At 71.0% G+C, this 21,681-nt stretch carries 19 protein-coding genes; 12 read left to right on the top strand and 7 right to left on the bottom strand.

The window, feature by feature from the left end; genetic code table 11:
• Positions 1-14 precede the first annotated feature (14 nt).
• From ACV530_RS22750 to ACV530_RS22785, 8 genes are all read left to right on the top strand, one after another.
• Positions 15-926, top strand: a complete 912-nt coding sequence (locus tag ACV530_RS22750) for an esterase/lipase family protein (protein ID WP_494334446.1) — start codon at positions 15-17, stop codon at positions 924-926.
• A gap of 138 nt (positions 927-1,064) precedes the next feature.
• Positions 1,065-2,999, top strand: a complete 1,935-nt coding sequence (locus ACV530_RS22755; RefSeq protein WP_494334468.1) for a transglycosylase domain-containing protein — start codon at positions 1,065-1,067, stop codon at positions 2,997-2,999.
• 265 nt (positions 3,000-3,264) lie between these two features.
• Positions 3,265-4,956 (top strand): mycolysin, encoded by a 1,692-nt coding sequence (locus tag ACV530_RS22760; protein WP_494334447.1) that lies wholly within the window; start codon positions 3,265-3,267, stop codon positions 4,954-4,956.
• 110 nt (positions 4,957-5,066) lie between these two features.
• Complete coding sequence (locus tag ACV530_RS22765) at positions 5,067-5,885, top strand: papain-like cysteine protease family protein (protein WP_494334448.1); 819 nt, start codon at positions 5,067-5,069, stop codon at positions 5,883-5,885.
• Between the two features lie 15 nt (positions 5,886-5,900).
• Positions 5,901-6,791, top strand: coding sequence for a hypothetical protein (locus ACV530_RS22770; RefSeq protein WP_494334449.1), 891 nt, complete (start codon positions 5,901-5,903; stop codon positions 6,789-6,791).
• A gap of 100 nt (positions 6,792-6,891) precedes the next feature.
• Positions 6,892-7,527: an ATP-binding cassette domain-containing protein gene (locus tag ACV530_RS22775; protein WP_494334450.1), complete on the top strand. Its 636-nt coding sequence runs from the start codon at positions 6,892-6,894 to the stop codon at positions 7,525-7,527.
• Complete coding sequence (locus ACV530_RS22780) at positions 7,524-8,393, top strand: metal ABC transporter permease (RefSeq protein WP_494334451.1); 870 nt, start codon at positions 7,524-7,526, stop codon at positions 8,391-8,393. Before ACV530_RS22775 ends, ACV530_RS22780 begins: the two co-directional genes overlap by 4 nt.
• Entirely contained in the window at positions 8,351-9,154 is an 804-nt protein-coding gene (locus ACV530_RS22785) for a metal ABC transporter solute-binding protein, Zn/Mn family (RefSeq protein ID WP_494334452.1), read from the top strand. The genes ACV530_RS22780 and ACV530_RS22785 overlap by 43 nt, the downstream gene beginning before the upstream one ends.
• 64 nt (positions 9,155-9,218) lie before the next feature.
• Here ACV530_RS22785 and ACV530_RS22790 read toward each other — a convergent pair whose 3' ends face one another.
• Positions 9,219-10,883: a class I adenylate-forming enzyme family protein gene (locus ACV530_RS22790; RefSeq protein ID WP_494334453.1), complete on the bottom strand. Its 1,665-nt coding sequence runs from the start codon at positions 10,881-10,883 to the stop codon at positions 9,219-9,221.
• Positions 10,880-12,568, bottom strand: coding sequence for a CoA transferase (locus ACV530_RS22795; RefSeq protein ID WP_494334454.1), 1,689 nt, complete (start codon positions 12,566-12,568; stop codon positions 10,880-10,882). Before ACV530_RS22795 ends, ACV530_RS22790 begins: the two co-directional genes overlap by 4 nt.
• Positions 12,569-12,766: 198 nt before the next feature.
• On the opposite strand from ACV530_RS22795, the gene ACV530_RS22800 reads away from it, so the two are divergent.
• Positions 12,767-13,951, top strand: coding sequence for an acyl-CoA dehydrogenase family protein (locus tag ACV530_RS22800; protein WP_494334455.1), 1,185 nt, complete (start codon positions 12,767-12,769; stop codon positions 13,949-13,951).
• A 4-nt stretch (positions 13,952-13,955) separates the two neighbouring features.
• On the opposite strand, the gene ACV530_RS22805 is transcribed toward ACV530_RS22800, so the two are convergent.
• The 3 genes from ACV530_RS22805 to ACV530_RS22815 all read right to left on the bottom strand — a co-directional run bounded on the left by ACV530_RS22805 (position 13,956) and on the right by ACV530_RS22815 (position 16,614).
• Positions 13,956-14,351, bottom strand: coding sequence for a hypothetical protein (locus ACV530_RS22805; RefSeq protein WP_494334456.1), 396 nt, complete (start codon positions 14,349-14,351; stop codon positions 13,956-13,958).
• Between the two features lie 62 nt (positions 14,352-14,413).
• Positions 14,414-15,451 carry a sugar ABC transporter permease gene (locus tag ACV530_RS22810; protein WP_494334457.1) on the bottom strand — a complete coding sequence of 346 codons (1,038 nt, stop codon included), beginning with the start codon at positions 15,449-15,451 and terminating at the stop codon, positions 14,414-14,416.
• Complete coding sequence (locus tag ACV530_RS22815; RefSeq protein WP_494334458.1) at positions 15,412-16,614, bottom strand: MFS transporter; 1,203 nt, start codon at positions 16,612-16,614, stop codon at positions 15,412-15,414. Before ACV530_RS22815 ends, ACV530_RS22810 begins: the two co-directional genes overlap by 40 nt.
• Before the next feature lie 172 nt (positions 16,615-16,786).
• Here ACV530_RS22815 and ACV530_RS22820 point away from each other — a divergent pair, with 172 nt between their 5' ends.
• From ACV530_RS22820 to ACV530_RS22830, 3 genes are all read left to right on the top strand, one after another.
• Positions 16,787-17,533 carry a hypothetical protein gene (locus ACV530_RS22820; protein WP_494334459.1) on the top strand — a complete coding sequence of 249 codons (747 nt, stop codon included), beginning with the start codon at positions 16,787-16,789 and terminating at the stop codon, positions 17,531-17,533.
• Between the two features lie 155 nt (positions 17,534-17,688).
• The gene (locus tag ACV530_RS22825) at positions 17,689-18,303 is read left to right on the top strand and encodes a sigma-70 family RNA polymerase sigma factor (RefSeq protein WP_494334460.1); all 615 of its coding nucleotides are present in this window, start codon (positions 17,689-17,691) and stop codon (positions 18,301-18,303) included.
• A 303-nt stretch (positions 18,304-18,606) separates the two neighbouring features.
• The gene (locus ACV530_RS22830; protein WP_494334461.1) at positions 18,607-19,344 is read left to right on the top strand and encodes a dienelactone hydrolase family protein; all 738 of its coding nucleotides are present in this window, start codon (positions 18,607-18,609) and stop codon (positions 19,342-19,344) included.
• 178 nt (positions 19,345-19,522) lie between these two features.
• On the opposite strand, the gene ACV530_RS22835 is transcribed toward ACV530_RS22830, so the two are convergent.
• Positions 19,523-20,056, bottom strand: a complete 534-nt coding sequence (locus tag ACV530_RS22835) for a GNAT family N-acetyltransferase (RefSeq protein ID WP_494334462.1) — start codon at positions 20,054-20,056, stop codon at positions 19,523-19,525.
• 197 nt (positions 20,057-20,253) lie between these two features.
• On the bottom strand, positions 20,254-21,081 hold the full coding sequence (locus ACV530_RS22840) for an SAM-dependent methyltransferase (protein WP_494334463.1): 828 nt from the start codon (positions 21,079-21,081) through the stop codon (positions 20,254-20,256).
• Positions 21,082-21,681 lie beyond the last annotated feature (600 nt).

The following is a 21,681-nucleotide window of genomic DNA, read 5'->3' on the forward strand; positions in this document are numbered from 1 at the left end:
TGTGAGGTACCCCCATGCCCCCGCGCAAGAGATCGTTCCGCGCCCTCGCCTGCGCCGCCTCGGCGCTGGCCCTGACCGTGACGGCAGGCGCCGCCTCCGCCTCCGCGTCCACGGCCCCGGCCGACGCGAAGACCGCGAAGGCCGCAACGGCCGGCAAGACCGTCACCAGCGGCTGGAACAACTGGTCCTGCAAGCCGTCCGCCGCCCACCCCAACCCCGTCGTCCTCCTCCACGGCACCTGGGCCAACCAGTTGGACACCTGGTTCCTCCTGGCGCCCACGCTGGTCAAGCAGGGCTACTGCGTCTACTCCCTCGACTACGGCAAGCTGCCCTACATGCCGGGGCTCAACGGCCAGGGCCCGATCGTCAAGTCGGCCGGAGAGGTGTCCGCGTTCGTGGACAAGGTCCTCAAGTCCAGTGGGGCGAAGAAGGTGGACCTGGTCGGCCACTCCCAGGGCGGCGGCCCCCTGCCGCGCTACTACCTCAACTTCCTTGGCGGCGCCGCCAAGGTGGACAAGCTCGTGGGCATAGCACCCGACAACCACGGCTCGACCGCCTCGGGCCTGACCACCCTCGGGCGCATGGTCCCTGGTGTGAGCAAGGCGATGTCGATCGCCGTCCCGGGCGTCGAGGACCAGATGATCGGCTCCGAGTTCCTGAAGAAGCTGAACTCCAAGCCCGAGACCGTGCCGGGGGTGAAGTACACGGTCATCTCGACCAAGTACGACGAGATCGCCACGCCCTGGCAGACGCAGCGGCTCTCGGGCCCGAACGTGCGCAATGTCCTGGTCCAGGACCTGTGCAAGCTGGACGTCTCCGAGCACATCGCCATCGGCACGATCGACAAGGTCGCCTTCCACGAGGTGACGAACGCGCTCGACCCGGCGCACGCCACCCCCACCACCTGCGCCTCCGTCTTCAGCTGACATACCCCCGTACCGGCCCGGCCGCCTCTCCGCAGCGGCCGGGCCCCCGCCCTGTTGCCGGACGGTCCAGTGATCCTTCGCCCCCGCCTGTACGTACGCCGGCCCCGGACGCGGCAAGTCCCGCCCGTCCGGTCGCGATTGCGCCCCGCCTATCCCCGCCCGGGCCGGACGGGGTTCAGACGCTGGGTACCGTCGTGGCGCCAGACGCTGGGGCTGCTCGGCTCCTTCGTCGCCGCCGTGGCCGGGCTGCTGACCATCATGTACCTGCGCACCGCGATACCCGCCGACCTCAACGCCTTCGCCACCCAGCAGGACAACGTCTACTACTGGGCCGACGGCAGTGAGATGGCCCGCACCGGCGAGATCGACCGGCAGGACACGCCGCTGGACCAGGTGCCCGAGAAGGTCCGCTGGGCGACGCTGGCCGCGGAGAACGAGACGTTCTACTCCGACAGCGGGGTCTCCCCCAGCGGCATGGTCCGCGCGGTCTCCAAGATGGTCACCGGGGGCGACACCCAGGGCGGTTCGACCATCACCCAGCAGTACGTGAAGAACGCCTACCTCAACCAGGAGCAGACCTTCACGCGCAAGCTCACCGAGATGTTCATCGCGATCAAGCTCGACAACAAGATGAGCAAGGACGAGATCCTCGAGCAGTACCTCAACACCAGCTGGTACGGGCGCGGTACCTACGGCATCCAGCGGGCCGCCCACGCCTATTACGGCAAGGACGTCTCGCAGCTGAACGTGAGCGAGGGCGCCTTCCTGGCGTCCCTGCTCAAGGGGGCCGCGCTCTACGACCCGGCGGCCGGCGCCGGGAACCACCAACGCGCGGTGGAGCGCTGGAGCTGGGTCCTGGACCGGATGGTGGCCATCGGCAAGCTTTCCAAGCAGGAGCGCGCACGGTATACGCACTTCCCCGAGCCGATCGCCCCGCCCAAGGTCACCGGGCTATCCGGCCAGGCCGGCTACCTCGTCGAGACGGCCCGCGCCTATCTGCTGGCCCACTCCCACGTCTCCGAGCGGGAATTCGCGCTCGGCGGCTACCAGATCCGCACGACATTCGACAAGAAGCGGATGGCAGCGCTCACCCGGGCGGCCGAGAAGGCGCGGGACGGTCTGGCCCCGGACCGGCGCGCGGCCGACCGCGATGTGCGCATCGGGGCCGCGTCGGTGGCCACCGACGGGCGCATCGTCGCCCTGTACGGCGGGCCGGACTACCTCAAACAGGGCTTCAACGACGCCAATTCGTCCGTCGTGCCGGCGGGCAACGCCTTCACCCCCTTCGTCTACGCGGCGGCCTTGCGCGACGGGGTGCAGCGCGAGCGCGGCAAGCCCCGCACACCCGTGACCCCGGCGGCGCTCTACGACGGCGACGACAAGGTCTCGCTGCAAACCCCGGAGGGCCCCTACTGGGACCGGTCCGGGAAGATCGTCAAAGCGGTCAACGAAGGCGACCGGTCCTGGGGAAAGGTCTCCCTCAAGGATGCGATCGCCCACTCGGTCAACACCCCCATGATGCAGCTGGGCATGGACGTAGGGCTGGACCGGGTCGGCAAGACGAGCGTACAAACGGGCCTGCTGGAGAGCAGCCTCGGAGAAAAACTGCCGTCGTTCTCGCTCGGCACCTCCACGCCCAGCGCCATCCGCATGGCCGACGCCTACGCCACGTTCGCCGCCAAGGGCAGGCACACCGAGCCGTACTCGGTCGCCGGACTCCGGCGCAACGGCGACGACGTGCCCGTGGAGAGGCCGGAGACCGAGCAGGCCCTGCCACCGCGCGCGGCGGGGGCCGTGGACGACGCGCTGCGCGAGGCGGTCCGCACGGGCACGGCGCGGCCGGCGCGGGCCGCCGGACCCGGCACGGCCGGCAAGACCGGCACCGCGCAGGACAACAAGTCGGCTTGGTACGTCGGTTACCGCGACTCCCTGTCGACCGCGGTCTCGCTCGCCCGTATCGACCCCAAGACGCAGGAGTTGCTCCCGCTGGACGGCATCGGCGGAACACCTGAGGGCACGGTGGGCAGTTCGCTGCCGGTCGAGCTGTGGACGCGCTACATGACGGCCGAGTAGGGGCGCACGCCAACGTCCTTCAAATATTGCGGGTTTACCGCAAAACCGCATGTGACCCCATATCTACTCGCCTTCTGAGCCGTGTTGTTGCACGCCGAATGTGACATGCGCAATCCATGTGTCGTAAAGTCCCGGTGAGTTATTGATCAAGGCACTGCCGTTCACGAGTGTTCACGAGTGATTGACGCTCGCGGCAGCGCCCACCCCCCACGGTTCGAATCGGCGTGCACCGGACCCGTTGTGCACGCCGCAGAAAGGCATGCCCATGTTCCGAATACGGTTGCCGAAACCCGCTGCACTGATCGCAGCGGGTGGCATAGGCGCCTGTATCGCCACCGTCGCCGTACCGTCCGCCTACGCGGCCGCCCCCGCCCCGGCGGACACCTGCACGGTCCGCCCCGCGGACAAGAACTCCGAAGCGCCGCTGAGCTGTCTCGGCGTCACCGCCTCCCTCGACCGCCTCCCCGCCGTCGGGGAGCGATCCACCCTCACCGTGGCCGTCACGGCGCAGACCGACGTCAAGCGCGCCGGCCTCTCCCTCCAACTGCCGCCCGCCCTGCGGATCGTCGACCGGAACCCGGCCCTCGCCGCGCCCACGACGGACCCCTTCGGCCAGCGCACCAGCCGGACGCTGGCCCTCACCCCGGGCACCCGCACCATCGAGCTCGAGGTCAAGGCCGTCGCCACGGGCCCCGCCCAGATCCAGGCGGACATCAGCGACATCGACCGCCCCGGCCCGCGCCGCGCGGCTCACGCCTCGGTGGAACTGACCATCGGCAAGGGCAAGGGTTCCACCGCCAAGGGCATGTCCGTCACCAAGGCCGCCGCGACCCCGGTCAGCGGGCCCACCGCGCCCGGCCGCCCGGCACGCCCGGGCGCCGCCGCCCCGGCCGCACCGAGCACTCCCCCGCACGCCGCCGCGCCCGGCAAGCGCTACGCCCCGGTCTGCGTCAGCGGCACTCTGCGCAACCACTTCCAGTCCTCCGAAGGCGGCAGCTGGAACCGCAAGGCCGACCGGGACCTGCCGGTCAGCAACGCCAACGTCACCCTCTGGGGCAGGGCGACCTCGGGCGGCGGCACGCAGAAGCTCGCCACGGGCCTGACCGGCAACGGAGACGGCACGTTCAAGCTCTGCTACACGCCGAGCACTTCCGTCACCTCCCAGGTCTGGGCGGAGTTCCAGACCCAGGCCGGCGCCATGTGGTCGGTCGTCGACGGATACAACCGCCGCTACGCGACCACCTCGAACGCCCTGAGCAACGTCTCGGGCAACAGAAGCCTGGGCACCGTCTACGCCAACAGCGGCCAGAGCCGCGCCTGGCACGCCTTCGACACCCTCAACAAGCTCTGGTGGGACCGGGGTTCGACCAGCACCTGCTGGACGAGCAACCAGAGGGACGGCCGCTGCACCCCGATCACCGTCCAGTGGTACCCCGGCTCGACCGACGGTACGTACTGGACGAACCGCGACGACAAGGTCCACCTCGCGGACAGCGACCCCGACTCCGGCCACACCACCGTCCACGAGGCCGGACACTCCCTCATGGGCAAGCTCTACAACGGATGGTGGCCGTACGTCACCAACTGCTCGCCCCACTACATCAACCGCACCTCCTCCACCACCTGTGGCTGGACCGAGGGCTTCGCCGACGCCGTGGCGTTCCACACCTTCAAGGACACCGTCATGACGTGGGGCAACGGCAGCTCCATGAACCTCGCCAACGACCGCGGCACACGCGGCATGGACTGGGGCGACGCCTGCGAGGCCCGGGTCGGCACCGCGCTGGTCGACCTGTGGTCCCAGATCGACGGCGGCTGGACGAAGAGCAACACCATGATGTCCCGCGAGCGCCAGTCCACCTTCCGTGAGTACTTCCTCACCGACCGGCCCGCGTACGGCCTGGACAGCGGACCGAAGGCCCGCAACATCCTCTACGGCCACACCATCCAGTACTGATCACCAGAAGTCAGCGGAAAAAGGAACCCCCCATGCACGGATTCCGTAGATCAACGCGCATATCGGCGCGCACACACGCCGCCCCTGCCCCAAGGCCGAGGCGCAACAAGGTGCTTCTGTCCACGATGGCCGCCGCCGTCCTGTCCGGCGGACTCCTGCTGAGCGTCTCCCCCGAGGCCCAGGCCGCCGCCACCGGCACGGTCACCGGCGGGCGAGGCAATTTCAGCACGGTCAACCAGCGTTCCCAGCCGTCCCTTTCGGCCGCCACCACCGGGAAGTCGCGGGTCGGCGACCGCATCTCGATGTCCTGCCGTACCACTGGCGATGTCGTCGAGAACAACTCCCGCTGGATCTGGTCCGGCAAGTTCTACATCGCCGACGCGTTCATCCGCGAGAACACCGGCAGCCTGCCGACCTGCAACACCACCACCCCCCAGCCCACCACCGGCCGCAAGGCCCTCGACATCAGCATGCAGAAGCAGGTCAAGGACCAGTGGTGCTGGGACGCCACCGGCCTGACCATAGCCAACTACTGGGGCTACACCCGCTACAACCAGGCCGACTTCTGCCGCCTGGCCGCCCAGAACAACCGGCTGGACTGCAACAACCGCCCCGCCACCCTCGGCGACATGGCCAACGCCCTTCGCAACATGGGCTTCCGCAGCAACGGCAGCGACCTGTACCGCAACGCGTCCTTCGGCGAGACCCGGAACGAGATCGCGAACGGGCGCCCGTTCGCCGTCCGTATCGGCTGGAACTCCGGCGGCGGCCACATGAACGTCGTCTACGGCTACGACAGCACCAGCAACATGATCGCGGTCGGCGACCCCTGGCCCACCACGAAGACCTACACCTGGTGGAACTACTCCTCCTACTCCGGAAACAACTCCTTCCGGTGGACCCACACGCGCATCGGCATGCAAGGCTAGAGGAGACGAACCATCATGCACCGTACGACCAGACGCGCCGCCACCCTGTTCGCGGCCACTGCCGTCGTCGCCCTTTGCGGAATCGGTTCCGCACAAGCCGCCGACGAACCCACCGCCCCTGCGGCGACCGACTACACCGCCGCTCAGCAGGTGCTGCGCTCCGGCAAGGTCCAGGACACCGTCGCCCGCTTCCTGAAGGCTGCCGAGGGCCGTGCCCCGGACGGCGGCGCGGACGGAGGCACGGACAACGGCACGGCCGGCGCCCCGCGCGGCCTCGCGCAGGCACCTGCCGCCGCAACCGGCTTCGACCTCAAGAAGCCGGTTCCCCTCTACGAGCTCGCTCCCGAGTTCGTCACCGGCAAGACCAAGCCCACCGCGGGCTCGGCCCTGCGGCTGTCCTACCTCGCCTCCCGTGTCTCGGCCGCCAACGGCCGCCAGGCCGCCGTCCTGCTCGCCCCGGGTCAAGACAGCGGCCGTGACTGGCAGTTGGCCGGCATCCGCGACGGCGACGCGGACATCAGCGCCGCCGAACGCGGCACGGACCGGGCACAGACCTTCATGGAGCCGCAGATCCACGGCTGGTACCGGCTGACCGGCAGCGGCTCCGTCGAGCCGCTCAACAAGGAAGCCCGGACGGCTCTCCAGGGCAAGCCCCGCGTCTCGCTCGCGGCGTACCAGCAGCTCGTCGCCAAGCGTTACGGCGACAAGCTCCCCGGCTCGGCCTACGACCGCAAGGGCCTCGCGGGCGGCTACACCCTCGCCGACGACCAGGCCCAGGAGCAGGCCCAGACCCAGGCCACCACCGCCTCTTCCTTCCCCTGGCTCCCGGTCGCCTCCGGCGCGGCAGCCCTGGCGGTGTCGGGCGCGGCAGTCCTCCACCTGCGCCGCCGACGCCGCTCGGCCTGACCCCGCCCGCCGTCACGCCGTCCGGCGTGACGGCGGCCCGGCGGCCGTCGGGAACCAACCGCCTCCGCTCTCCGACTGGTTCGAGGGGCGAGGAGGTGGAATGGGCGGTCTGAACGTGCGGCTGTGCCGGGTCACCTGCAGTCACGGCCGGGTCACGGCCGTACGCGAGGTGGACCTCGATGTCACCGCCGGGCAGCGGGTGGCGCTGACAGGGACCAACGGCTCGGGCAAGACGACATTGTTGCGCGCGATGCTGGGTCTGCATCGCCAGGTCGGCGGCCGGATCCTGGTGGGCGGGCGGGATGCCGGGACGGCGGCCGAGTGGGCGTGGCGGCGGCGGGCGTGTGCGTGGATACCGCAGAAGCCCGCGGTCGGCCGTTTCCCGTTGCTGGCGGGCGAGTTGCTGGCGAGCGGCGGCGCACGGGCCGAGGCCGTCGCGGCGGCGGAGAAGCTGGGGGTCGGGGCGCTGGTGGACCGGCCGTTGCACACCCTGTCCGGCGGCCAGCTGCAGCGCATGTACCTGGCGCGCGCGGTCGGATGCGTCTCGGCGGGCGCGGGTGTACTGCTCGCCGACGAGCCCACCGCCGCGCTGGACTTCGCCGGGCAGGAGGAAGCGGGCGATGTGCTGTTGTCGCTGCCGGTGACGGTGCTGGTCGTCACGCACGACCGGGCACTGGCGGAGCGCTGTGACCGGGTGCTGGAGATGGCCGCGGGCCGGTTGCGGGAGGTGCCGTGAACACCATGGCCGCGGCGGATCTCGGAGAGCTGCTTCAGCTGGTGCCGGTCCAACGAGCGGGTGTGGCACTGCTGTTGGCGGCCGTCGGACTGCCCGTGATCGGGGTGGTGATCGTCGGGCTGGACATCATGCCGGTGCGGTTCGCGATGATGCACGTGGCGCTTCTGGGCATCGCCGTCGGTCTGCTGACCGGGCTCGACCCGATGCTGTGCGCGCTGGCGGCCTGTGCGCTCGCGGGGGCCGGTACCGCGCCGCTCGCCCGGTCCCCGGACGGTCTGTCGGGTGCGATGGGCCTGCTGATGAGTCTGGCGATCGCTGCCGCGCTGCTGGTCCTCGCGGTCTCGGGGGTCAATGCCCAGGGCGCGTTCGCCCTGTTGTGGGGATCGATTCTCTCGGTGGGCGGCGCGGACGTGTGGTTGCTGGGCGGGCTCGCCGTCGTCGTGCCGGCCGTGTTCTGGTGGCGGCACCGTGACGTGGCGCTGCTGCTGTACGACCGTGAACTCGCGCTGTCTTCCGGAGTGTCGGTGGACCGGCTCACCCTGCTGCTGCTCGTCCTGGTCGCGGTGGCGGTCGCCGGGGCGATCCGGCTGACCGGGGCTCTGCTCGTCGACGCGCTGACTCTGCTGCCCGCGCTCGCGGCGCGGCGGCTGGGCAGGTCGCTGACGTCCATCACCGGCTGGGCGATCGGCATCGGCGTCGTCGTCAATCTGTCCGGGTTCCTCGTCGCGCTCCGGTTCGACCTGCCGCCCGGTCCTGTGCTTGTCCTGGCGGCGGGGGCCGTGGCTCTCGCCGCCCACCTCGTCCCCGAACGGAGAGACAGCTCATGCCGCGCGTACGCATCCGAATCGCCTCCCTCCTCGCACTGACCATGGGCGCGGGGCTCGCACTGACCGTCACCGGCTGCGGCGGCAGCGAATCCGCCGCCGGCCACACGAGCGGTGACGGTCCGCCGGTGGTCGTGGCCACGACGACATGGGAGGGCGCCTTCGCCAAGGCCGCCGGTGCCCGGGACGTCAAGGTGATCGTGCCGTCGTCGGTGCAGCACGCCCCCGACTACGACCCCAAGCCGTCCGACCTCACGGCGGTGGCGCACGCCGACTTCGTGCTGTACGCGCCGTTCGAGCCGTACGCGAAGAAGCTCAAGGAGGCAGCCGGGGCCCACGCGAAACTGGTCGAGGTCGGCCTCGACAACGACGCCGACAAGGCCATGGCCGAAGTGACGCGTCTGGGCGGGGTGTTCGGCACGCAGAACGCGGCCGAGAAGTGGAACAGTGCCTTCAAGAGCGAGTACGGCACTCTCCAGAAGGGCCTGAAGGACGCCCGGCCTGGCGGCAGGGCGCCGTCCGTCGTGGCCCAGGTCTACTCGGTCTGGGCGGCGAAGATGGCGGGGGCGAACGTGGCGGGGACCTACGGACCGGATGCGGTGACGGCCCGGCAGCTGTCCGAACTGTCGCGGAAGAAGCCTGCCTTGGTCCTGGACAACGTGCACATGACGACGGGCACGGTACTGCCCGGCTCGGGCGCACGCCAGCTGGAGATCGTCAACTATCCGGGGAAGGACCTGGATCTCCTTGCCGTGTACCGCGATGCCGCGGCGACGGTGAAGAAGGCGCTGACCGGCTCCTGAGGCACCCCTGAAAGCGACAGGGCCCGCCGGCCGACCCGGCGGGCCCTGTCGCCGTCCGGTGGGCTCAGCCCGCGGATGTACGCGACGGTTCGGCGGTGAGCCGCTCCCGCAGGCGATCCCGGTCCGGCTTCCCGGCCGGAGTGAGCGGCAACTCATCGACCAGCAGCAGATGTTCGGGATGCTTGCGCCGCTCCAGCCCCCGGGCGTCGAGGTGCGCGCACAGTTCATCGAGGCCGGGGGCCCGCCCTCCGCGCGGCACGACGCAGGCGGCCAGCCGCTCGCCCATCAGCGGATCGGGTACGCCCACGCACACCACGTCCCGGACGAGGGGATGGGCGGCGAGTTCGATCTCGACCTCGGCCGGGCTGATGTTGGCGCCGCCGCGGATCACCACGTCCTTCAGGCGCCCGACGACCCGCAGGGTGCCGTCCTTGTCCATCAGCCCGAGGTCTCCGGTGCGGACCCAGCCGTCGGGTGTACGGCAGCGGGCGTCGAGCTCGGGGGCGGCGACGTAGCACATGGGGGTCATCGGCCCCCGGGCGACGATCTCGCCGACCGAGCCGGCGGGCAGTTCCTCCGGCCCGGCGGCATCCGGGGCGGCGATGCGTATGTCGGCGACCCGGGAGTCCGGGCGGCCGACGAACGTACCCGGCCCCTCGCCTCGCGCGGGCTCATCGGCCAGCCCGGTATGGCAGTTGACCCCGTCGGCCGAGCCGTAGAGATTCACGACCGGACAGCCGAAGCCGCTGCGCGCCTCCTCGGCGGTGGCCGGATCCAGCGGAGACCCGCCGACGACAAGCGCTGTCGGCGGTACGAAGGCCGCGCGCGGCCCGTCGGCGAGGTGGTCCAGCATCATGCGGATCATGGTCGGCACGCCCATGACGTGGGTCGGTTCGTGCGCGGCGAGGGCTTCCAGGGCCGCCGCGGGGGTGAAGTGGTCGAGCAGGATGAGGGTTCCGCCGTGCCGGGCGAGAACGACCGGAGTGCCGTTGCTGCCGAACGCGGACGCGAGCGGCACCAGGAAGAGGCAGCGTGGCGGCCGGCGGTCCGGCACGAGCGCGGCGAGGAAGTTGCCGCGGCCGCCGGCCAGCGCGTTGTGCGAGTACGCGACCATCTTGGGCTCGGCCTCCGAGCCGGAGGAGACAAGGATGCGGGCGGCGGAGTCGGGGTCGGCCCGGACCGGGCGGAAGTCCCTCGGGTCCGTGCGCAGCAGCTCGGACAGGGTGACCGCTCCGTCGGGTGCGGTACCGGGCCCGGCCGCGATCACCGTGCGCAGGGCGGGCAGTTCTGCGGTCCGGGCGAGCAGGTCGGCGGCATGGTGGTTGTCGCGGAGCTCTGTGGCAGCGATCACCGCGACGGCCTCCGAGCGGCCCAGCAGCGAGACGGCTTCCCGTCGGCCACGGCCGGCCGGGAAGGGCAGCGCGATGGCGCCGAGTGCGGCCAGTGCCAGGTCGGCGGTGACGGCACCCCGCCCGTTGGGGAGTTGGGTGCCGACCACGTCGCCGGGGCGTATGCCGAGTCCGGCCAGTCCCCCGGCGAGACAGCGCGCCTTGCGGTCGAGGGCCGCGTAACAGAGCTTCCCGTGGGCGTCGATGAGCGCCGTGCGGTGCGGGTCGGCGATCCGGTGGGCGCGGTAGAGGCTGTAGAGGTCGAGGTCGGGGCAGGTGCCGTCGGCGGCCCAGGAACGGCGGAGTCCGGCGGGCAGCAAGTCGTGCAGCGGTACGGTCATGTGAAGCTCCACGGATCGGGGACGGCGGGGGCACCGTGCGTGTCACGGGTGACGGTGCCGGTGAAGAGCAGCTCGGCGAGGTCCGTGACGACCGGGACGGCCATCAGGCCGTGGGCGTGCAGTAGTTGCAGAGCCTGCCCGGTGGGCAGGTGGCTCAGGTCGAACGCGGCTGCCTCGGCGGCGTCGGCGTCCGCCGGGGCGAGCCAGCCGTCGGCGGTCCGCAGCGGACGGCGGAACCCGGCGGGGCTGCGGGGGTCGAGCCCCCGGGCGGCGCGCGCCCGGGCGGGGGCGGTGAGCACGTCGGCGGCGCCGAGCAGCGACGAGTCGATGCGCATGCCGCGTCCGGTGCGCTCGCGCAGGAGCAGACCCGCCAGGATCGCTTCGGCGCCGAGCAGCCCGCCGAGCACGTCGAGCAGGGTCATCAGGGACGGCGCGGGTGGTTCGTCGGCGGGCCGCACGGCTTCGCCGACTCCGGTGCGGGCCTGGGCCATGAAGTCGGTGCCCATGGGGGCGCCCGGCAGCCGGCCGGCCCAGCCGCTGGTGTGGGCGTAGACGAGCGCGGGGTTGGCGGCGGCCAGGTGCTCGCGGTCCAGTCCCAGCCGGGCGGCTTTGCCCGGTGCCCAGTTGTGCAGGAAGACATCCGCCTCTGCCGCCATGGCCCGCAGCCACTCGCGTCCTGCGGGGGACTTGATGTCCAACTCCACCGCTTTTTTGCCCCGGTTGAGCGCCAGCCACCGCGCGGAGGTCCCCGAGCAGGTGGGCGGCATGCCGCGCAGCGGGTCACCGCCCGGCGGCTCGATACGGACGACCTCGGCGCCGAGCAGTCGGAGCAGGTGGGCGGCGAGCGGGGCCTGGATGCGGCGCCCCGCCTCCAGCACGACGAGTCCGGACAGCGGCGCGCCGTCGGCGGGGCGGGAGGTGTGGGCCGCGTCGTGTCCGCTGAACGACCAGGGCGGGGCTTCGTCATGTTCGGCGGCCCGCTCCTCGAGCGAGCGCACCCGGCACACATCGGCGCCGGAGGCATCGGCGGCGACGCGGATCCGCTCCCAGGTGCTCGCGCGCACGACCTCGTGCAGGACGGCGGGGAAGGGGGCACAGGCCGTGGCGTACCGGAACTGGAAGGGTCGCCAGCCCCGGCGCAGCGCTTCCTCGGGCGCACCCAGTGCGCGCCAGAACCCCGCCCACACCCCGGGATCGAGTGCCTCCAGCTCGAACATCGTGCCGTCGGACGTGGTGAACGGCGGCCCGCCCGGCGCGAGTTCCGCCGCCTCCCCGTCCTCGGCCCCGGCGGCGGCCAGGTACTGCGAGACGGCCAGCAGCGCGGCGCGGTGCGCGGTCACCTCCACGCCCTGGGCCCGTCCGCCCCGCGCCTGTGCGATCAGCCCGGCGAGCAGCCCCTGCACGACGAGGATGCCCGTCGCGGTGGCCGCGTAGTCGACGGCGAGGCCGCGGGGGCTGCCGTCACGGCGGCCGTGCACCGCCATGACGCCGGTGGCGGCCTGCACGGTGGCCTCGTCGCCGGCATCGTCCGCGTCACCCCATGCCATGCGAGCGGTGAACTCGCCGAATCCGGCGCCGGTCAGGACGACGCGGTTGCCCAGGGGACGGATTCCCCCGGCGCCCAGCAGCCGGAGGTGTTCTGCGACGAGCCCGCCGTCGATGCCTTGCGGACCCGAACTCCGCATGTGCAGACCGCGGAGCGGCCCGGCCCGCCACGCAGAGGTGGATACGGCACATATCGCCAATGCCCTCTCCCTTCCCGACACCGTGACCCGCGGGAACCCGGGAGCGGCCGCCCCCGACCGGTTCCACGGAAGGCAGTCGCGCGGCCGATCGCCCGAGTTCCCGCGCGGCCGGAGGAAGGCGGAGAAAGGCGGTGGACCGTGCCGGTGACACGCGGCGCCCCTCAATGCCCGGCGGAGCTCAGGGAGTTGACGGACAGAGTGGCAGCCTTCATGCGCGAGCGGGTTGTGCCGTGCGAACCACTCCTCGACGGCGGGGGACGGCAGGCGGCTGCCGCCCTGCACAGGCTGCAGCAGGAGGCCAGGAACCGGGGCCTGTGGGCGCTGCCGCTCCCCGCCGAACTCGGCGGGCAGGGGCTCCCCTTGGCGTCCTACGCCCACGTCGCCGAGACCGAAGGCGCCAGCGACCACGGCCCTGCCGCACTCGGCTCGGCCTCGCTGCTGGACGCCCTGATGCTGTGGCGGCACGGCAGCACGCGGGTCCGCGCACGGTACGCCGAGCGGCTGGTCTCCGGGGAACTACGGGCCTGCTACGCCATGACCGAGCCCGATACGCCGGGAACCGAGCCCGCCCTGACCGCCACCCGCGCCGATCCGGGCGAGGACGGGACCTGGCGGGTGAGCGGCCGCAAGTGGTTCACCAGTGGCGCGGCCGGCGCCGACTTGGTCACCGTGCTCGCCCGCACCGACGGTGAGCCCCCGGACCGGGAAGGGCTCTCCCTGCTGCTGGTGCCCACCGACGCACCCGGCTTCCACGTGGTGCGCGACCTGCCCGTGCTCGGCGCGGGCGGGCAGGCGGAGATCGCACTCGACCGCGTGCCGGTCGACGCCGACCACCTCATCGGCGAGCGTGGCAAGGCCCTGGCCGTCGCCGGCGAACGACTGCAACTGGGCCGCACCGTGCGCTGCCTGCGCTGGCTCGGCCAGGCTCAGCGCGCCTTCGAGTTGATGCGCCGACGGGCCGTCACCCGCACCGGTTCCCACGGCACACTCGCCGATTTCCCGTTGGTGCAGCGCCACGTCTTCGAGTCCCTGCTCTCCCTGCGCACCACCCGGCCGCTGGTGTACGAGGCCGTGGCCCGGCTGGACGCGGGACTCGACGCCCGCCTGGAGGTGGGCCTGGCCAAGGTCGCCGCCGCGCGCACGCTGCACCAGGTGGCCGACGCGGCGATCCAGGTGCACGGGGCCGCCGGACTCGGCCCGGACACGGCGCTGCCCTCGCTCTTCCGCACCGGCCGCATGGCACGCATCCTCGACGGCCCGGACGAACTGCACATGGTGTCCGTCGCACGGCGCGTCCTGCGAGCCGCTCCTGACGAGGGGTGAGGTGTCAGCCCGACGCGGGTTTCCGGCTGGGAAGCCAGGCGAGAAAAGCGACGGCGAAGAGACCCTCGACGATCAAGGTAAGAGGGCCGTAGGGCCGTTCCCAGCTCTCCTCGTAGTAGCCGTCCGGCAGGCCGGCGGTGCGCGACAGCAGAAAGCCGGTGATCATACCGAGGCTGACCAGCGCTCCGATCGGCCACGCGACCGTGACATACCGCGAGGTGGTGGCCAGGCACACGGCGACGGCCAGCATGATGGCGCTGCCCACGGCGAAGAGAACGCCGATGTAGAGCTTCTCCTCCAGGTGATCGGGGGTGAGGAGTGTGTGCAGCACCGCGTTGCCGACGGCGCAGCACACCCCCAGCCCCCGCAAGGCGGCTTCGGCGGTCTTGGCGGAGCTCATCGCGACTCCAGGTGATCTGCTGACAAGGCGCCCGCTAGGACGAAAGGAACAAACAACTCTAATCAAACATCCGCCCGCAGGGCGTGGACATCGACCAGGCCGGTGAGCGCGGCGAGCGCATACGCGAGGAAGAAGTCCCCCCAGATCAGCTCGTGCCGGGGCGCCACGCCGGAACCGAGGTCGTAACAGCCGTCCAGCAGGCGGCCGTCGCCCGTCACATGGGAGTGGACCAGCTCCTCCAGGACAGCCAGCGCGTGCTCCCGATGGCCGAGCCCGAGCAACGCGGTCGCCGTGATGGCCGCGGCGGAGGTGTCGCGGGGGCCGGAGGGGAACGTCTCGTCCGCCGGAGGTACGAGAGGGACGGATGTCAACGCATCTGCTGCCTCGGCCTGTTCGGCCGGGCCGAGCAGGCGGGAGCCCTCGGCCACTCCCAGGAGAAGCCAGGCCCGGCCCCGGCTCCAGCCCGACGGCTGATCGGCACAGGCCGTCCAGCTCTCTTCCCGGTCATGTCGCCACGCCCACCGGAAGGGCCGCTGCCCGAGGCACAGTTCGAGGTGCTTCCGCAGATGCGTCCCGGCCGCCCGCGCGTCCACCATGGCGAGCAGCGGCACCAGGCCCGGCACCCCGTCCGCGCGGGCCAGCAGCCGGGGACCGCCGAAGGCCGACCCCCAGGGCACCAGGCCCAGTTCATCGTCGTACGCGTCCCGGCAGGCGAGAGCCGCACGTTCCCGCATCGCGGCGGTTCCGGGGTCGCCGGAGGCCGGCAGAGTGCCGTACCAGAAGATCAGCCCACGGGCCGCGGTGTCGGCCCGTGCCCAGCCCGCGAGCCGGTCCGTGCAGGCGCGTGCGGCCCATCGGTCCCTCGGGTCGCCGGTGTGCCGTGCGCGCAACCACAGCAACCCCGCCCAGAATCCACCGGTCCACGAGCCTCGCCGGGTCGTCGTCCATGTCCCGTTGTCCGGGTCCGCGAACAAGGGAAAGCGGTCACCGGTCCCGGCGGCGGTGACCATGACACGGTCGAGGACCGCGCCCAGCGCCGGGGCGGCCCAGGAGGGAGCATTCACGGGCTTGCGGCCGAGCGCCGCTCCCGCCCGGCCCACAGCAGGGCCACCGTGGCCGCCCCGGTGAACTCGCCGGCCACCAGCAGCCACCCGGCCCCGTACCGGCCGGCCTCGGCCAGCATCCCGAACAGCGGCGGGCCGAGCGCGAATCCGGCGAAGAACCCGGCCGAGACCAGCGCCGAGTCCTGCCCGGTCCGGCCGGATGCCGCCCGCTGGATCACCAGCACCATGGACACCGCGTTGGCCGCCACCGCGAACACCCCCACGCCCACCACGGCGACCCACACCAGCGGGTGCGCGGACGCCGAGAGCGCCAGCAGCAGCGCGGCCCCCACCGCACCCACGGCCAGCCCACCCGGCAGCCACCGGGCCCGGCCGGGCCGCCCGGCGGCCTTCGACCAGCCCAGCCGCCCCACGATCCCGGCCACCCCCAGCACCGCCACCAACCCGGCTGCCGCCGTGGAGCCGAACCCCAGCCGCCGGACCCCGTACAACGCCAGATAGGTGTTCACCGAGGCGATGCCGCACCCCAGCAGCAGCGAGAAGACCGCCAGCCAGGCGACCATCCCGTGCGGTATCCAGACGGCTGCCGCAGGCCTCGCCGGCGGATCGGCAGGCAGCATGCCTGCCGCCCATCCGGCGGTCGCCAACGCCGCGCCGGCGGCCGTCCACACCGCCCACCGCCAGCCCGCGAGTCCGGCCAGCGCCGCCAGGGGGAGCCCGGCGGCGAAGGTCCCGATCTGGACCCCCGACTGTTTCATCCCGGTCACCGCACCGCGCCGTGCGGCGGGTACGACAGCCAGGATCGCCTTGTTGGTGGCCGGATTGGCCAGCGCCTGCGGCAACCCGCCGAGCGCCACCGCCCCCAGCAGGAGACCGGCGCTTCCCGCCGCGCCGATCAGAGTCAGCGCCACGGCCGAAATCACCAGCAGCACGGCCAGACAACGCCGCGGACCCACCCGGTCGGCCACCCAGCCCCCGACCGGGGACAGCGCGGTCGCCACGCCGAAGCCGACCGTCGTCGTCAGTCCCAGCACGGTCGGCGAAACACCCAGCTCGTCCACGAGCCGCGGACCCAGAGCTCCCAGCAGGAACAGCTGCAACATCGAGAAGGCCATGGCACAGGTCAACAGCGCCGTCACCGCGCCGGTCGACCGCTGCCCGCCGCCCTCGTCCACCCTCACCGCACTCGGCTCCGTCACCACAGATGCGCCTCCCTCCCGCCAGGCCATACGGGGCAGGACGCCCCTCCACGACACACGTCGGCCCGCACGCCGGGCGAGTTCCCCCGGCACGCATGTGCAGTTGGCCGATTTCCGTACCCTTGCGTTCCGACTCCCGTTGGCGTCCTCCAGGTGCGACGATGAGCCCGCCATGGCTGCCGGGTGGGTCTGCCGCACAGTACGGGCCGCGGTCTTCGCGGCCGCCTGCGTGCTGCTCACCGCCGTCGGCCACGCCGTGATGTCCGGCGCGCCGGTGCCCTGGTGGGCCCTGACCAGCGGAACCGCGGCGGCCGGCAGCACGGCATGGTTCCTGGCCGACCGTGAACGCGGTCTCGACGCGGTGGCCTCCGCTGCGGTCGCCGCCCAGGCGGTGCTCCACTCGTGGTTCTCACTGGGGCAGGCACTCGCACACCCCGCACTGCCTCGTGACGCCCCGTTCGCCCGGCAATGGGCGTGGTACCTCCTCTGCGGCCCGCACGTTGACGGCGATTTCAAGCCGGTACCGGGTACGGGTATCCCGCACGATGTGACGGCCGCCATGGGACACACGGCGAACATGGGTGGCATGGGTGGCATGGGGCCAATGGATGCCACGGGCCCCATGGCACACACGGGCCATCACATGGGCATGTCGTCGGGCGGCATGCTGGTCACCCACCTGCTGGCCGCGCTGGTGTGCGCACTGTGGCTCGCACACGGAGAGCGCGCCGCTTTCCGTATCCTCCGGGCCCTCGGCAGGTGGCTCGCCACGCCGCTACGGCCGGCGCCTGTCCCGGCCGGACCCACGCCCCAGCCACGCCTTCGCATCCGCCGGAACTCCTACAGCCCCTTGCGCCGGGTCCTCCTCGTCCACGTCATCACCTCTCGGGGACCGCCCGCCGGAACCGCTGCCACCTGACGGCAGCAGGTCCCCCGAGGCGATACCGCGGCGGTGCCGACGGCACCCCACGCCCCGGGCAACAGCCGTGCCCCTCGCGTGCACGGCCGATTCCCAGCACGGGCCCGTCACCGGTTCCGGCGTGCCCGCACCCGGATCATCCGAGAGGACATCAGGTGATCACTCCTGCCCTGCCCGCTTCACGAGACGCATCCATCACCGCCTGGGCGCTCGCCGCCCGGGGCGGCGATCCCGAAGCCTTCGAGCAGTTCGTCCGCGCCCTGCACCGCGACGTCCGCTACTACGTCACCTACCTCGGCGCCGACCCGCAGGCCGCTGACGACCTGGCCCAGGAGACCTTCCTCCGCGCGCTGGGCAGCCTGCACCGCTTCGAGGGCCGCTCCTCCGCCCGCACCTGGCTGCTGTCCATAGCCCGCCGGGCCGTGATCGACAGCCATCGTTACGCATCCGCCCGGCCCCGCCTGTCGCTCACCGGCGACTGGCAGCGCACCGCCGAGCACGCCCAGCCCAAGGGCCTGCCCGGCTTCGACGACGGCGTCGCACTCGACGACCTCCTGACCGCCCTGCCCGACGAGCGCCGCCAGGCGTTCGTCCTCACCCAACTACTGGGCCTTCCCTACGCGGAAGCGGCACGGGTGAGCGACTGCCCCATCGGCACGGTCCGTTCCCGTGTGTCCCGCGCCCGCGCGTGCCTGATCAAGTCGCTGCACGAAGCCGAACGCTGCGGGACCCGAGAAGCCCTGCCCGACGGGGCTCCTGACAGGCTCTGACCAGGAACAGAGGCACCCTGGCCGGGCCACGACCGGGGCCCGGCCAGGGCCGGTGAGATCCTGCCGGCCGGAGGAAACGACAGCAGAACGCGATTGCCTTCGCGGTGGGCCACGGAGCCTGGGCAAAAACCCGTTGGCGTACTACAACGACTACTGCTACTTTTCCGGAGGCCGTGCGAGAGAACGAGGAGGTGGTACCCGTGAACGCAGTATCGACATGGGTGCTCCCCTCCGGGGTCACGGTCGGACGTTAGACAGGTCGTCCGGGAGCGCCATTCAAGAGCACTCCCGAAAGGCACGACCATGTATTTCACTTCTGAACAGCGCCTCGACGACGTCCTCGAGCGCGAATTCGCCCTCGGCGAGATCCCCGGCATCCTGTGGACTCCCGCATCGGCAACCGCATCCGTACCGGCGCCGCTGATCCTGCTCGGACACTCGCCCCTCGGGCTGCGCAAGATGTACCCCCGGCTGGTGGCCCGGGCCCGGCACTCCGCGGCGGAGGGCTTCGCCACGGCCGCGATCGAGCTCCCCGGAAGCGGCGACCGGCCCCGTTGGCCCGCCATCGAGCAGGCCCGCGCCGACCTGCGCCGGGCGATGGAGGCCGGCGAGCCGGTCAGCGACGAGATCGTCGACGCCCTCGTCCTCCCGCTGGTCGACAAGGCGGTCCCGGAATGGCAGGCCGCCCTGGACGCCCTCCTTGCGCTGCCCGAGATCGGCGGCCCGGTCGGGTACTCGGGGGGAGTGATCTCCATCGGGACCCGGCTGGCGGTGGTCGAGCCGCGCATCTCGGCCGCCGTTCTGTTCGCCGGGAGTTTCGTCCCTCGCGCCATGTTCGAGGAGGCCCGTCAGGTCACCATTCCGCTGCACGTCCTGCTGCAGTGGGACGACGAAGGGAACGACCGCCAGGCGGCCCTGGACCTGTTCGACGCCTTCGGCTCCGAGGAGAAGACGCTGCACGCCAATATGGGCGGGCACACCGGCGTCCCGCAGTTCGCGGGGGAAGCCGCGGCCCAGTTCTTCACCCGGCATCTGCGCTAGCCACGGGCCGGCCCCGCCGCCAGGCCAGTAGACGGTAGGCGGTACCGGCCGGCACGCCGCCATCAAGGACAGGCCCGGGCCTGTCCTTGATGGCGGTGGCCAGCAGATGCACAACCGCCCCGATCGCGGCGGTACCGGCGATCGGCGGTACCGGCCATCGGGGCGGCACTCGGCCGGTTCACGCCTGGAACTCGGTGAGATCGATGGCGTGAACGCGCAGCGGATAGCCGTACACCGGGTGCACCGTCTCCCGCTCGGGCACCATGCCGAGCTTGCGGATGACGTTCTCGGAGGCGCTGTCCCCCACCTGGCTGATGCTGATGACGCGGTCCAGGCCGCGGTCCTGGAGCGCGAACTCCAGCGTGGCGTGCGCGGCTTCGGACGCGTAGCCCTGGCCCCAGAAGTGCGAGCCGAGCCGCCAGCTGATCGCCACGGCAGGCATCACCTCCGGCAGGAACTCGGGCACGGACAGTCCCGTGAAGCCGATCAGTTCGCCTGAGGCCAGCAGCTCGACGGCGAAGAGCCCGAAGCCCTCCTCGTCCCACTCCTCCTCCCACCGCTCGATATCCTCGGCCGTGCCGTCCAGGTCGCGCACCGAGCCGTCGTCGATCCAGCGCATGACCCGTGGGTCCGCGTTGATGTCCGCCATCGACACGAGGTCGTCGTCGTGCCAGCTGCGAAGGAGAAGACGGGGGGTACGGATCTCTGTCATGCGCCCATCCTGCCGAAGGCAAGCCCCTCATCGGTAATCCACCACCGCCCGCCCGCGCTGCCGCTCCGGAACCACAAGGCGTCAAGCCGCCTGCACCCGCGCCGTGACAGGGGAATCATCGGGCAGACGACGTGCCACTTCAGCAGTCCGGTCGACCGGCAGGCCGACGTTCCTCGCGAGAGCGCTACCTGAATCGATCAGCGAAGGCGGCACACGACGCCGTAGAGCAGCTTTTCAAGCTCGTTCCCCGGATCATCCACCTGCGTACACTCCGCGCCGGCCGACACATCGGAGCGCCAACGGTGCACCGGAACGAGCCCGGGAGGGACGACCTCGAACTCCGCGAGCAAGGAGATCAGTTGAGACGTCGACCGAGGGGTCAGCGCAGCGTCCACACCCCGGATCCGGTCAAGCGTCTCACCGGATACTTCGTCGGCCACGGCATGCGACATGGACAAGTGACCACCCGGTGCAAGGATCTGGCGGATACTGTGCACAACTCGCCTGGAATCCTCATCGTCCTGAATGAAATGCAGTACGGCACCGATGACGACTCCGACCGGCCTGCCAAAATCCACCCGCTTCAGGAGCTCCGGATTCTCGAACACACTTGAAGGGTGGGCCAAGTCGGCCTGGATGATGGTTGCCGTCTCGTCGTCCCGGATGATGGAGCGGCCACATCCCACCACTTCAGGGTCTCTATCAACGTAGACGACCGGGATACCCGGGTGAATCTTCCGGATGATTTCGTGCGTCGCCCCCTGATCAGGAAGTCCGGACCCGATGTCGATGAACTGCCTGATTCCCTGCTGCACCATAAATTGGACTGACCGCCCCAGGAACGCACGGTTTCTCTTCACCATTTTCCGAACACCTGGGAGCTTCTCCATCAAGACGTTCGCCCGGACCCTGTCACAGTCAAAATTGAATTCTCCTCCCAGCAGGTAGTTGTAGACCCTCGCCATGCTGGGCTCGCCTTGATCAGGACAGGGCAGCATGGCATCACTGAACTTTTCGTTGTCCATACCGATGACTCCCGGATTCGATCGACCCGCTCAGTGAGAGCAAACCTTGATCCCGCAGAACCACTGCTCAAGACACCTCAGGGAAGCTCACAGTCCGCCCTCCAGGCGTCGGCGCATCACCACAGGCTAGCTCGCTTCGACACAACCCACAGAGCTGAGCCGAGTATTCAACGAACTCAACAGCCGGAGCGGACCCGACGCCACTCCACGAGCATGTCGGAAACTATTCGGATTTCAACCTGCTCAACTTGCTCAACTTGTTCAGCATGTTCACGTGTCCAACACTCTTGTCGCCACGTGCGCATACGGACTATCCATGTTGATGAGATCGGAGATTGCTCCAGGAACGAGCTTTGCGCTCGGCGTGAGGTGGAGCAGGGTCGCTGAGCGACGCCCCAATGCCGCTGCACAGCTCGGCTGTATCGCACTGCATACACCAACTCGACTTGACTGCACGCGATTGCATTGCCCCTGGGAGGAACCCCGCATGACTCTCCCCACGGAGACTGCCTACCCTGAGCTCGAGGGCCTGGGCACGTACGAATACGGCTGGGCCGACTCCGACACGGCCGGTGCCACGGCCAAGCGCGGCCTCTCCGA

This window comes from Streptomyces sp. SX-6, from assembly GCF_059089585.1.

Excerpts from the sequence above, each read along its gene's own strand:
- ACV530_RS22750 (WP_494334446.1), top strand. The coding sequence starts at position 15 with ATGCCCCCGCGCAAGAGATCGTTCCGCGCCCTCGCCTGCGCCGCCTCG.
- ACV530_RS22760 (WP_494334447.1), top strand. The coding sequence starts at position 3,265 with ATGTTCCGAATACGGTTGCCGAAACCCGCTGCACTGATCGCAGCGGGT.
- ACV530_RS22770 (WP_494334449.1), top strand. The coding sequence starts at position 5,901 with ATGCACCGTACGACCAGACGCGCCGCCACCCTGTTCGCGGCCACTGCC.
- ACV530_RS22775 (WP_494334450.1), top strand. The coding sequence starts at position 6,892 with ATGGGCGGTCTGAACGTGCGGCTGTGCCGGGTCACCTGCAGTCACGGC.
- ACV530_RS22785 (WP_494334452.1), top strand. The coding sequence starts at position 8,351 with ATGCCGCGCGTACGCATCCGAATCGCCTCCCTCCTCGCACTGACCATG.
- ACV530_RS22790 (WP_494334453.1), bottom strand. The coding sequence starts at position 10,883 with ATGACCGTACCGCTGCACGACTTGCTGCCCGCCGGACTCCGCCGTTCC.
- ACV530_RS22795 (WP_494334454.1), bottom strand. The coding sequence starts at position 12,568 with ATGCGGAGTTCGGGTCCGCAAGGCATCGACGGCGGGCTCGTCGCAGAA.
- ACV530_RS22805 (WP_494334456.1), bottom strand. The coding sequence starts at position 14,351 with ATGAGCTCCGCCAAGACCGCCGAAGCCGCCTTGCGGGGGCTGGGGGTG.
- ACV530_RS22820 (WP_494334459.1), top strand. The coding sequence starts at position 16,787 with ATGGCTGCCGGGTGGGTCTGCCGCACAGTACGGGCCGCGGTCTTCGCG.
- ACV530_RS22830 (WP_494334461.1), top strand. The coding sequence starts at position 18,607 with ATGTATTTCACTTCTGAACAGCGCCTCGACGACGTCCTCGAGCGCGAA.
- ACV530_RS22835 (WP_494334462.1), bottom strand. The coding sequence starts at position 20,056 with ATGACAGAGATCCGTACCCCCCGTCTTCTCCTTCGCAGCTGGCACGAC.
- ACV530_RS22840 (WP_494334463.1), bottom strand. The coding sequence starts at position 21,081 with ATGGACAACGAAAAGTTCAGTGATGCCATGCTGCCCTGTCCTGATCAA.